Annotated in this window: 13 protein-coding genes; 10 read left to right on the top strand and 3 right to left on the bottom strand. The window is 59.6% G+C overall.

Annotated elements, in window-relative coordinates; all coding sequences use genetic code 11:
• The first annotated feature begins 266 nt into the window (after positions 1-266).
• The 4 genes from DJ564_RS12915 to DJ564_RS12900 all read left to right on the top strand — a co-directional run bounded on the left by DJ564_RS12915 (position 267) and on the right by DJ564_RS12900 (position 3,947).
• Positions 267-1,943 carry an MFS transporter gene (locus DJ564_RS12915; protein ID WP_109629733.1) on the top strand — a complete coding sequence of 559 codons (1,677 nt, stop codon included), beginning with the start codon at positions 267-269 and terminating at the stop codon, positions 1,941-1,943.
• A 147-nt stretch (positions 1,944-2,090) separates the two neighbouring features.
• A complete protein-coding gene (locus DJ564_RS12910; protein WP_109629730.1) occupies positions 2,091-2,516 on the top strand; it encodes a hypothetical protein in 426 nt (141 codons plus the stop codon).
• Positions 2,517-2,705: 189 nt separating this feature from the next.
• Positions 2,706-2,954 (top strand): hypothetical protein, encoded by a 249-nt coding sequence (locus DJ564_RS12905; RefSeq protein WP_109629727.1) that lies wholly within the window; start codon positions 2,706-2,708, stop codon positions 2,952-2,954.
• Between the two features lie 252 nt (positions 2,955-3,206).
• A complete protein-coding gene (locus DJ564_RS12900; RefSeq protein ID WP_109629724.1) occupies positions 3,207-3,947 on the top strand; it encodes a hypothetical protein in 741 nt (246 codons plus the stop codon).
• 40 nt (positions 3,948-3,987) lie between these two features.
• Here the strand turns inward: DJ564_RS12900 and DJ564_RS12895 are convergent, their stop codons facing one another.
• Complete coding sequence (locus tag DJ564_RS12895) at positions 3,988-4,794, bottom strand: hypothetical protein (RefSeq protein ID WP_109629721.1); 807 nt, start codon at positions 4,792-4,794, stop codon at positions 3,988-3,990.
• Between the two features lie 192 nt (positions 4,795-4,986).
• Positions 4,987-5,187 carry a YbdD/YjiX family protein gene (locus tag DJ564_RS12890; RefSeq protein WP_109629718.1) on the bottom strand — a complete coding sequence of 67 codons (201 nt, stop codon included), beginning with the start codon at positions 5,185-5,187 and terminating at the stop codon, positions 4,987-4,989.
• Between the two features lie 241 nt (positions 5,188-5,428).
• Between DJ564_RS12890 and DJ564_RS12885 the strand changes: the two genes are divergently transcribed.
• Positions 5,429-6,034: an SCO family protein gene (locus DJ564_RS12885; RefSeq protein ID WP_109629716.1), complete on the top strand. Its 606-nt coding sequence runs from the start codon at positions 5,429-5,431 to the stop codon at positions 6,032-6,034.
• A complete protein-coding gene (locus tag DJ564_RS12880; protein WP_109629713.1) occupies positions 6,034-6,522 on the top strand; it encodes a copper chaperone PCu(A)C in 489 nt (162 codons plus the stop codon). Before DJ564_RS12885 ends, DJ564_RS12880 begins: the two co-directional genes overlap by 1 nt.
• 265 nt (positions 6,523-6,787) lie before the next feature.
• Here the strand turns inward: DJ564_RS12880 and DJ564_RS12875 are convergent, their stop codons facing one another.
• Positions 6,788-7,771: a GlxA family transcriptional regulator gene (locus DJ564_RS12875; RefSeq protein ID WP_109629710.1), complete on the bottom strand. Its 984-nt coding sequence runs from the start codon at positions 7,769-7,771 to the stop codon at positions 6,788-6,790.
• A gap of 271 nt (positions 7,772-8,042) precedes the next feature.
• Here DJ564_RS12875 and DJ564_RS12870 point away from each other — a divergent pair, with 271 nt between their 5' ends.
• From DJ564_RS12870 to argE, 4 genes are all read left to right on the top strand, one after another.
• A complete protein-coding gene (locus DJ564_RS12870) occupies positions 8,043-9,353 on the top strand; it encodes an NAD(P)/FAD-dependent oxidoreductase (protein ID WP_109629707.1) in 1,311 nt (436 codons plus the stop codon).
• Positions 9,354-9,377: 24 nt separating this feature from the next.
• Entirely contained in the window at positions 9,378-9,794 is a 417-nt protein-coding gene (locus DJ564_RS12865) for a RidA family protein (protein ID WP_008038953.1), read from the top strand.
• A 157-nt stretch (positions 9,795-9,951) separates the two neighbouring features.
• Positions 9,952-10,629 (top strand): DUF1028 domain-containing protein, encoded by a 678-nt coding sequence (locus tag DJ564_RS12860; RefSeq protein WP_109629704.1) that lies wholly within the window; start codon positions 9,952-9,954, stop codon positions 10,627-10,629.
• Positions 10,626-11,777 (top strand): acetylornithine deacetylase, encoded by a 1,152-nt coding sequence (argE, locus tag DJ564_RS12855; protein ID WP_109629701.1) that lies wholly within the window; start codon positions 10,626-10,628, stop codon positions 11,775-11,777. The genes DJ564_RS12860 and argE overlap by 4 nt, the downstream gene beginning before the upstream one ends.
• The last annotated feature ends 174 nt before the right edge of the window (positions 11,778-11,951 follow it).

The raw sequence follows: 11,951 nt of genomic DNA, 5'->3' as shown, positions 1-11,951 counted from the left end.
GAACTTGCCTTCCTTGATGGTGATTATTGATTAAACGAATGGTTGCGAAGTGAGCCCTGCGGCCTGATCCAGCGGTTGAAAGTGATGGCGAGTGGATATCTGCGCGAAGCCGATTATGCTTCAGGAAACCTTGCAGCGATGCGAGGCCGTCAACCTGTGTGCATGCTTCGCGAAATCCGTAATCCGACGACATCAGCCCAAGGGCCTGGGTGCGGCAAAGAGGTATTAGGTACTCCGGCCTATAACAAGAACGACGGAGAAGACTCATGGCCGCAATCGACAACACTTCCACGGGCAGCGCGCCCCACCACGGCATCACCAAGGAGGAGCGCAAGGTTATCTTCGCCTCGTCCCTGGGCACCGTATTCGAGTGGTACGACTTTTACCTTTACGGCTCCCTGGCCGCGATCATCGCCAAGCACTTCTTCGCAGGCGTCAACGAGACAACGTCCTTCATCTTCGCGCTGCTCGCGTTCGCCGCGGGCTTCGCGGTGCGTCCCTTCGGCGCGATCGTGTTCGGTCGACTGGGCGACATGATCGGGCGCAAGCACACCTTCCTCATCACCATTGTGATCATGGGTATCTCCACCGCCATCGTGGGCTTTCTGCCCGGCTACGCGACGATCGGCGTGGCGGCGCCGATCATCCTGATCACCTTGCGCCTGTTGCAAGGCCTGGCGCTGGGTGGCGAGTACGGCGGCGCGGCGACCTACGTCGCCGAGCATGCGCCGAAAGGCAAACGCGGTTATTTCACCTCGTGGATTCAAACCACCGCGACCCTGGGCCTGTTCCTTTCCCTACTGGTGATCCTTGCTTGCCGGACGATCCTCGGCAACGAAGCCTTCGAGGCCTGGGGCTGGCGGATTCCGTTCCTGCTGTCGATCCTGCTGCTGATTGTCTCGGTGTACATCCGCTTGCAACTGAGCGAGTCGCCGGTGTTCGTGAAAATGAAGGCTGAGGGCAAGTCCTCGAAGGCGCCGCTGACCGAATCCTTCGCCCGCTGGGACAACTTGAAAATCGTCATCATGGCTCTGCTCGGCGGTACGGCTGGCCAGGCAGTTGTCTGGTACACCGGGCAGTTCTATGCGCTGTTCTTCCTCCTGCAGACGCTGAAGATCGACCCACAGACCGCGAACCTGCTGATTGCCGGCTCGCTGCTGATCGGCACGCCGTTCTTCGTCATCTTCGGCAGCCTGTCCGATCGCATCGGCCGCAAGGGCATCATCATGGCCGGCTGCATCATCGCAGCGCTGACCTACTTCCCGATCTTCCATGCGTTGACCCAATACGGAAACCCCGACGTGTTCGTCGCGCAAGAGAAGAACCCGGTCACGGTGATCGCCGATCCCGACCAGTGCTCGTTCCAGTTCGACCCGGTGGGCAAGGCCAAATTCACCAGCTCCTGCGACCTCGCCAAGACGGTGCTGGCGAAGCGGGCCATCCCCTACAAGAACGAGAAAGCCGAACCGGGCACCGTCGCGCAAGTACGCATCGGCGACAAGGTGATCCAGAGCTTCGAGGGCACCGGCATGCCGGCCGCCGACTTCAAGGCCAAGAACGACGCCTTCACCGCCGCCCTCGGCACCTCGCTCAAAGAGGCCGGCTACCCCGAGAAAGCCGACCCGGCCAAGACCAATTACCCAATGGTCCTGCTGCTCCTGACCATCCTCGTGATCTACGTGACCATGGTCTACGGCCCGATCGCCGCCTGGCTGGTGGAACTGTTCCCGGCGCGCATCCGCTATACCTCGATGTCGCTGCCGTACCACATCGGCAACGGCTGGTTCGGCGGCTTCCTGCCGACAGTGGCGTTCGCCATGGTCGCGGCCACGGGTGATATCTACTACGGCCTCTGGTACCCGATTGTCATCGCCGTGATGACCGCCGTTCTGGGCATATGCTTCATGCCGGAAACCAAGGATCGGGAGATTCATCACACCTGAGCCTGGCACCTGCCCTCTCGTGCGAGCGAGAGGGCAGTCCTTCTGCGGGATCACAAAACGAATTGAACCCCACGCCTCTTCACGTTTTCGAAACCCTATAAGCGCCGATCTTTGATCTTGAGCAGCGCCATTGGAGAGGTAATCCCGATGAACCGTAGACTGCTGTTTCTGCTCGCCAGCCTGAGCCCCACGCTGGTATTCGCTGAAGGCTGTGACGTCCTGACCCGATCCCAAAGTCCTTCCGTTCCGGTGGTCGAGTCCCATAGCTGTTATGAGTACGAAGGCATGCCGGTGAACGCCATCGATTGGTCATGCAGCAACGAAAGCAAGGAAATGCTCAGCAGCACCAAGAAAAAAGTCGAACAGTGTGACGACCATTACCAGGCCACCTGCATCGCGACCTTGACCCAGGAATCCCTGGCCAACCCTCACTCCACCAGCAAGGACAAGAACAGCAAGTCGCTCAACATCCCCGACAACGCCCAGGTGACCACCTATTACTACGGCGCGGAACACTTGAACCAATCGAAGATTGATTGCGAATCGGGCGGTGGGCACTGGAAAGCGAAGTGATGTCGCTGGCTGATACGTAGCCGTTACATCGCGCTTTTTGCTGTATCCGCGTTGTTACCTTACCGAGCGTGTTGTCACTTCTGCGGTGCCCGGCGGGCCAATAGAGTATTGGCTTCGGTGTGTTGGCCGGTTCGAGAATGTTTCGACCCGGCAGTCCACCGATCCCCCCATCACGGAAGAGGTGACACCATGAGTTTCGTAACCGTTGAAAAAAACCAGAGCAGCGCCCCGTCGGAAGCCGATATGAAAAAGGCCATGACCGACTCTGGCGGCAAACCCGGGGAAGTCACCGGGACCAACGCGGCCCGGAAGCTGACTTACACCGGCACGGTCAATCACACCGTGTATGAGAACAAGCTGATCGAGATTGCCAAAGGCAAACGAACCAGCTGGAACTTCGTCTGGGCCGACGCGAAGGTGAGCAGCCCGGCGGCATGAGGCCACGGTGGGGCGGTCGCGCGGCCGCCCCGCTGTTTCACCTCGCAGACTCCTTGATACAACCCGGTTACGCAGGCTGTTACCTCGCCGGCTCAACCCCCCTCCCGCTGTAACGCCAAGACACTTCGCCGCCCTGAATCGTGCGCCTACTGTGAAGCCGTCAATGTGTTTAGAGGGTGCTGCCCGATCACTTGTCGGATTCGCTGCCCGCTGCCCATTGATTGCCCAACACAACCAAGGAAGAGGGAAACCATGAGCAAGTCAACCGCAGTAAGCAATCGTAGCCAACAACTTCAAAATGACGTGCAAGAGGCCGTCCAGGCGATTCTTGGAGCCACCACGGCCTTGAGCCCTGCCGACTATGGCAAGGTGTTGAGGTCGACTCTGGCAGCTACTCAAAAAGTGGTCACGATCGAGATCGCCGACGCTGATCTGAAAATGCTCAAGCAGTCTAAATACAAGCTGTGCTTTGCCAAAAAGGTGGGTACCGAAGATTACAACGTGGTCTGGCAGTCCTATGACGCATACCTGAGCAACAACGACTTCAGCTGGACGCCTCAGTATCAGTTGTTTGCCTCCAACGTGTTCAAGGACAACGTAACAGTCAAAGCCTCAACCAAACCCGTTGACATTGGCCTTGGGCAAACCGCGATACTCGATTCCAGTGGTGTGATGGGCCCTGCGGTGACAGGCGGCCCTGCCACCTCCTTCACAATGGTGAACAACTACGCGCCCATTCACCCAGGAGTTAACCAGTTGTCTACGGGCATCGATGGCACTCAGATCAGTACACCCATCTACGTAGCCGTCAACCAGGTCGTCACCGGCAACACCGTTTTGACCCCCGTCGAGACCATTCTCGTGTGGTTCGAACAGAATATGCAGACCAGCACCATGTTCAGCACCTCACGCTCTAAGTCCATCGAAATCGACCTTACCTTCGCTAATGATGCAGCCCGCCTCTACGAAGGCGGCGAATGGAAAACGATATAACCGTCGCATCGAGGGGCAACCTCGCGGTTGCCCCTTCTACTCAGGAAACGTCACCACCGCCCCGGGCGAAATAGCCCGTCAATGATCGACAGATAGATTCCGCCAGGTCTTCCTGGGTCGCGATGCCGTAAGGTCGATTGCGATCGAACTGCTCGGACCAGCGGATGCGCCCCTGAGCGACATCAATCAGGCGCACCGACGTCCGGACACGGCTCGGCTCCACCCTCACGCTGCCTTCAAGGGAATAGTTACCGCGCCCGGCTCGCATAACGTCCAGTGCCTTAATGCTGCTTCGCGGCACCTTCATCAACACATGGTTACCATGGCTTTGCGTCTGCTCGAACGACTCGAACAGCCGGCAGCTCAGCTCTTCACACAAGCCCCGGGTGAAGTCATCGCCGTCGCGGGTGATGCAGGTAAACGGCTGAATCTGTAGGACTGGATGGCGAGTCGCGGTGCTTTTGGGCCTGAGTCGCTGGTAAGCCAGCCGATAACAACCGGCCGGTATGCTCAGACGGACCGGATCCTGCTGCCCCAGGGTGGCGTAATGGGTCGCGAGCTTGCGCCGCAACCGGCCCACCTGGACGCGCACCACCGGGTCATCGCCCGTGCAGTAAACCGCCGGGTCACGGCGAAACACCGCAATGCCGATGGCATGTTCAGTGAGCGGAATGTTGGAAAATTGAAGATCGTGATCGACCAGGAACCGCAACAAACTGCCCATGCGCCTGGACTTGGCAAACACCGGACTGGCCAGCAACAACGCCAGCACCCGTTCCATCTCTTCACGATCGAGTGGCTCGGGAATACCCTCGGCACTCGAATGGCCTACGTGCTTGATCACCATTGCCTGCCTCCGTGCAGGTTACCGACAATCGTTCGCCACCCCTGTCAGAAGTGGATATTGATACTGAAGTCGTACTCCATGGCCACGCTCAACGCCCGATCCCGGGAAGACTCGGACGCTGCAACGTCGAAGCTTAGCAGCCGTTACGCAATGGCGAGGAGATTGTGCTGATCAGCGCATTCCCGGCGGCATTCAGCAGCAACGCGTGGTGCATTGCTTGCCGCCGTAGCGGGCTTCCTGACGCTCACGAAGAAACGCCGAATAGCTCATCACCGGTTCTTCCGGGTGTTTGAGCGCCATCTGGGCGACGTAGTTGTCGTAATCGGGGACGCCGACCATCAAACGTGCGCTCTGGCGGAGGACGCGGGCGGCTTGTTGCAGTTTACGGAACATGGCAACGCTCTCATTGTGATGGGGGGACGTGCCCATCAAAGCGCACTTATGTATCTGGAATGTGTCCGCGCGACAATGTGTCCAATACTCGCCATCAACCGCAACGCATAACCTGTAGCAAACCCACCCCTCGTCCAACAATGCGCGACGTACGGCCACAGTTTGTTAATATCCACGCGTTTTTTTCGTCTGACTCATCAGGCGCTGCAGATTTCACGTCGCAACACAGGAATGTTTTTTCATGAGTACGTTGTTTACCCGTCGCACGGTCCTGCGCGGTATGGGCTTGTTGGGGCTTGGCCTGCTCGCCGGCTGCGATGACAGCCCCAAGCTGTCGTTCAAGTATGGCAAAGACCTCAGCGACAAGATCATGGGACGTACCTTCAAGCTCAAAGACGCCCAGGGCGAAACGAAGATGCTCACCAGCTATCGCGGCCTGATGCCGATGGTGTTCTTCGGTTTCACCCAATGCCCGGCGGTCTGCCCCACGACCCTGGCCCGTGCGGCGCAAGCCAAGAAACTGATGGGCCGCGATGGCGAGAAGTTGCAGGTGATCTTCATCACCCTCGACCCCGAACGCGACACCCCGCAAATGCTCGATGCCTACGTCAAATCGTTCGATCCGAGTTTCGAGGCGCTGCACGGCACGCTGGAAGAAACCGCCGCCACCGCCAAAGAGTTCGGTGTGTTCTTTGAAAAGATCCCGAGCGGTTCGACCTACACCCTCTCCCACACCGCGACCAGCTACGTCTTCGACTCCCGGGGCAACCTGCGCCTGGGGCTGTCCGCGTCCCTTACGGCTAAAGAGTGCGCAGAAGACCTGCTCACCGTCATGGAAGTCTGCTAATGAATTCGATTCACGCAAACACCGCGTTCTCGCGACGCGTCCAGCAACTGGTCCTGGGCTGCGCCCTGATCGGCATGGCCTGGCAGGTATCGGCGCAAACCCGAGTCGACGACGCCTGGGTCCGCGCAACCGTGGCCGGCCAGCCATCGACCGGTGCGTTCATGACCCTGCAGGCCGACAGCGACAGCAAGTTGCTCAGCGTGCAATCGCCTGTCGCCAACACCGTGCAAATTCACCAATCCAGCATGAAAGACGATGTGATGAGCATGCGTCAGGTCGAGTCCGTCGCGCTGCCGGCCGGCAAGCCGGTGAGCTTTGATCCCCACGGCTACCACGTGATGCTGATGGACCTGACGGCGCAGGTGAAGGAAGGCGATAAAGTGCCGCTGACCCTGACCGTGGAAAACGCCAAGGGCGAGAAAGAGACCGTTAAGGTGGACGCCGAGGCCCGAGCACTGGGCATGGCTGATCACAGCAAGATGCATTAACGCTGCTCTCCCAAGCAATGCCACCCATATTTGTGGCCTGGTGGAGCGTTTGTGGCGAGGGGGCTTGCCCCCGTTGGGTCGCGAAGCGGCCCCCGCGTCCATTCAGACAAAACGAGTTGTCCGGATTTGCGACTGCTTCGCAGCCGAACGGGGGCAAGCCCCCTCGCCACAAAAGCCCCCTCGGCAGAGGTTTTATGCTCGGCTGAACATTGTCTTGAGTGAACAGCATTAAATTAAGGATAGGGTTTCTGTGGCCGAGCGAGTCTTATTTAACGAGTCGCTTCTCCTTGGATGGCCGGTAGCCGAAATACGAGCTGTAGCACTTGCTGAAATGACTCGGCGACACAAAGCCACACGCCACCAGCACGTCCACTTGGGACAGCTCCGTATGCTGGAGCAACCGCCGCGCTTCGGTAATCCGCAGCTCCATGTAATAGCGCTGCGGCGTGGTGCCCAGTTGCTCCTTGAACAAGCGCTCGAGTTGTCGCCGTGAGCGGCCGGCGTAAACCGCCAGTTGCTCCAACTCCAGCGGCTCTTCGAGGTTGGCGTCCATCAGCTTCACCACCTCGCGCAACGGCGCGCTCACACAGACATTTTCCGTCGGTTTGATGCGCCGGTAGCGAGATTCCTCGAACGCCAGGATGTCCTCGATTCCCTCGACGAGCGCTTTGCCATACAGCCCCTTGATCCAGTCCAGCGCCATGTGGAAGGCCCCGGAAGGACTGGACGCCGTCAGCCGGTCCCGATCAATGATGTAGGGCTCGCTGCTGACCTGCGTGGCCTTGCAGAAATCCGCCAGCGCCGGGCGATGTTCCGGGTGAATCGCGCAACGGTAACCGTCGAGCAAACCGGCCTTCCCCAAAAACCATGCACCGTTCCACAAACCGGCCAGGCTGATGCCCTGGTCCGATGCCGTGCGCAACAGACTGATCAAGCCTTCGCTGGCCTTGAGTTCTGTCCTGTAGCCGCCGCAAATCACCAGCAGGTCCAACTCTTTGACCGCCGAACAATCGATACGGGCATCGGGCCGAATGACCAGGCCCAGATCGCTGATGACTTCGCCGTCGTTCAAGCCGAACGTGCGCGAAGAAAACGACTCCGGCCGCAGCAGATTGGCGGTAACCACCGTGTCCAGCGCCTGGGTGAACGCAGGCAGCGAGAAATGTTCGAGCAGCAGGAATCCTGCGCGGACCGTTTGCTGGATCCCATCCGGGTGCTCATTCAGGTAGCGAAGGTTTTTGCCCTTCATGCCTCCGCTAAATTGGCGTCGTTCGATCAATGCTCGCCCCACTCCATTACGTTACCGAACAGGTTGTCTGGTGCTTTGATAAAGCGCCATCTTACCCCGCAACGCCACTACGGCGTACGCTCGATAGAGCGCAAGCAAACCCGCTGCCTCAGTTATTTATACTCAAATGCCAGCTTAATAATATTTTACCGATACCAGGGTCATCCCTAGTCTTGAGCCCAAGAAATGGCAGGTCGTTCGCGACCTCACTCCAACTTCGAAGGGTATTGAGATGACCACTGAAAAAATAAAAACAGATACGCTGATTGTTGGCGCCGGTCAGGCTGGCGTGGCCATGAGTGAACACCTGAGCAAACTTGGCGTGCCGCACCTGGTGCTGGAGCGCAGCCGCATTGCCGAGCGCTGGCGTACCGGGCGCTGGGATTCGCTGGTGGCGAATGGTCCGGCGTGGCATGACCGCTTTCCCGGTCTTGATTTTGACGACCTCAGCCCCGACGAATTTGCCCCGAAAGAACGCGTCGCCGATTACTTCGAAGCCTACGCCAGGAAATTCAACGCGCCGATCCGCACCGGCGTCGACGTGCTCAAAGTCGAGCGCAATGTCGGTCGCCCGGGCTTCACCATTGAAACCTCCGAAGGCGTGATTGAAGCCAACCGCGTAGTCGCGGCCACCGGGCCTTTCCAGCGGCCGGTGATTCCGCCGATTGCGCCCAAAGATCAGCCTTTCATGCAGATCCACTCCGCCGACTACCGCAACCCGGCGCAGCTGCCTGAAGGCGCGGTGCTGGTGGTCGGCGCGGGTTCGTCCGGCGTGCAGATTGCCGATGAATTGCAGCGCGCCGGCAAGAAGGTCTACCTCTCGGTCGGCGCTCACGACCGCCCTCCTCGCGCTTATCGCAACCGTGATTTCTGCTGGTGGCTCGGGGTGCTGGGCGAGTGGGATCAGGCGGCGATGAAACCGGGCCGGGAACACGTGACCATCGCGGTCAGCGGCGCCCATGGCGGCCGCACCGTGGACTTCCGTGGATTGGCTCATCGCGGCATGACGCTGGTCGGTCTGACTCAATCGTTCAACGGTGGCGTGGCGACGTTCCAGCCGAACCTGGCCGACAACCTGGCCCGTGGCGATGAGAACTACCTGGCGCTGCTGAATGCCGCCGACGCCTATATCGAACGCAACGGTCTGGACTTGCCGGAAGAACCTGAAGCCCGCCACGTGTTCCCGGATCCCGAATGCGTGACCCATCCGATTCTTGAACTCGACCTGACCATGGCCGGCGTCACCTCGATCATCTGGGCCACCGGTTTTGCCACCGATTACAGCTGGCTCAAGGTCGATGCCTTCGACGACAACGGCAAGCCGCAGCATCAGCGCGGCGTATCGAGCGAAGCTGGCGTGTATTTCCTTGGCCTGCCGTGGCAGTCGCGTCGCGGCTCTTCGTTCATCTGGGGCGTGTGGCATGACGCGAAGTACGTGGCTGATCACATCGCCATCCAGCGCTCTTATCTCGACTACCACGATGCGGCGCAACGCGAGGCTGAACAGGCCGCGGTCGCCCATAAAACCACAGTCAGTGCCTAAGCCTTTTTCTGTCAGGAGCTAAACATGTCCACGCCAACCCATACCCGAATTCGCATGTTCAACACCAAGGAAACCTACCCGAACCAGAGCCTGGACAACGACTTGTGCCAAGCGGTCCGGGCCGGTAATACCGTTTATGTTCGCGGCCAGGTCGGGACCGATTTCGAGGGCCGACTGGTAGGTCTCGGTGATCCGCGCGCGCAAACCGAGCAGGCCATGCGCAACGTCAAGCAGTTGCTGGAAGAGGCTGGCAGTGACCTCAGCCACATCGTGAAAACCACGACTTATCTGATTGATCCGCGGTATCGCGAGCCGGTTTATCAGGAAGTCGGCAAGTGGCTGAAAGGTGTGTTTCCGATTTCGACCGGACTGGTGGTGTCGGCGCTGGGGCAACCGCAGTGGTTGATGGAGATTGATGTGATTGCGGTGATTCCTGAGTAGACCGAGTCGCGGCCATCGCTGGCAGGCCAGCTCCCACAGGGTTAGTCGTCGTACACAAAATCTGTGTTCGCCGAAGAACCCCTGTGGGAGCGAGCCTGCTCGCGATGAGGCCCGCACAGACACTTTATTTGCCAAGGCCAACCAAGGAGCAAAACCCATGACCTTCTCCATCACCGCCCGTTGCCCCGAAACCGGTCAGTTCGGCATTGCGATCAGTTCCTCCAGCATCGCCGTCGGCGCCCGTTGCCCATGGCTGCTGCCGGGTGTCGGCGCCGTCTCCACACAAAACATCACCCTGCCCTCGTTAGGCCCGGAAGTCCTCGCCCTCATGGAGCAGGGCCTCGCCCCCGCCGAGGCGCTGGACAAGGTGTTGACCCGCAACGGCTACAGCCAATACCGCCAGATCACCGCCATTGACCACCTCGGCCAGACCGCGCATTTCAGTGGCGCGCAAACCCTCGGCAACCACAACGCGGTGTCGGGAGAACAATGCGTCGCTGCCGGCAACATGCTCGCGGATCGTGCGGTGATCGAAGCCATGGTCGAAGCGTTCGAACACGGCGAAGGCCAACTCGCCGACCGCTTGCTCGCTGCGATGAAAGCGGCCATTGCCGCCGGTGGCGAAGCCGGGCCGGTGCATTCGGCGGCGCTGGTGGTGGTGGGCGAACTGACCTGGCCGATCATCAACCTGCGTGTGGATTGGGCCGATGAAAACCCGATCGGCCAGTTGGAAAAACTCTGGGACGCCTATCGCCCGCAAGTTCAGGACTACATCGACCGCGCCCTCGCCCCCGACAAATCCCCAGGCTACGGCGTTGCCGGAGACGACCGATGAGCGCAAGCCGCGATTTGCTGAAAACCCTGGTGGCGTTCGACACCACCAGCCGCGAATCGAATCTGCACCTCATTGAGTTTGTTCGAGACTACCTCGCGGGTTTCGATGTGCCGTGCGAACTGATCCACAACGAGCAGCGCAGCAAGGCCAATCTGTTCGCGACGATTGGCCCGGCGGCTCGGCCGGGCATCGTGCTGTCGGGGCACACCGACGTGGTGCCCGTCGACGGCCAGCCGTGGACGGTTGCGCCGTTTCAACTCACCGAGCGCGATGGAAAATTGTTCGGGCGCGGTACGGCGGACATGAAGGGCTACATCGCTTGCGTACTGGCCTTGGTGCCGTCGTTGGTGAACGCCCGGTTGCGGCTGCCGGTGCACATCGCGCTGTCCTACGATGAAGAGGTCGGTTGCCTCGGCGTGCGCTCGTTGCTGGCGGAACTGGAGCAGCGTCCGGTCAAACCGATGCTCTGCATCATTGGTGAACCGACCGAACTGAAACCGGTGCTCGGGCATAAAGGCAAACTGGCGATGCGCTGTGATGTTCACGGTGAAGCATGCCATTCGGCGTACGCGCCGCTTGGGGTCAACGCCATTGAATACGCCGCCGAACTGATCGGTGAACTGGGGCGGATCGGCAACCGACTCAAAGCGCCTGAGCATCACGACACGCGGTTTGATCCGCCGTTCAGCACCGTGCAAACCGGGGTGATTTCCGGTGGCAAAGCACTGAACATCGTCCCCACCGATTGCCGCTTCGACTTCGAAATCCGCGCGCTGCCTTCGCATGATCCAGGTGAGGTTGCGCAGGCGTTGAAGGTCTACGCCGAGCAGCAGGTTTTACCGCGTATGCGTGCGGTGAGTGAACAGAGCGAGATTCGGTTTAGCCAGTTGTCGGCGTATCCCGGATTGGCCACCGATGTGCACAGCGAAGCGGCCGAGTTGATCGCCATGTTCTGCGACTCCCGGGAGTTCGGCACCGTGGCTTTCGGCACCGAAGGCGGCCTGTTCGACGCCGCCGGAATCCCCACCGTCGTCTGCGGCCCCGGCAGCATGGACCAGGGCCACAAACCCGACGAATTCGTCAGCCTCGAACAACTCACTGCCTGCGACACCATGCTGCAACGGATGCTGCTATCGATCACCGAATAGCAAAGATCTTGAACCCCCAAAAAACCCCCTGTGGGAGCTAGCCTGCTAGCGATAGCGATCTGTCAGCCAAATCAATGTTGACTGTCAAACCGCTATCGCCAGCAAGCTAGCTAGCTAGCTCCCACAGGTTTTTCGGCGACCCGGCGACATACATTTTTTAACGTCTATACCCAC

The organism is Pseudomonas sp. 31-12 (genome assembly GCF_003151075.1).
Classification (GTDB): Bacteria; Pseudomonadota; Gammaproteobacteria; order Pseudomonadales; family Pseudomonadaceae; genus Aquipseudomonas.
This window is presented reverse-complemented; position numbering and strand designations above follow the sequence as displayed.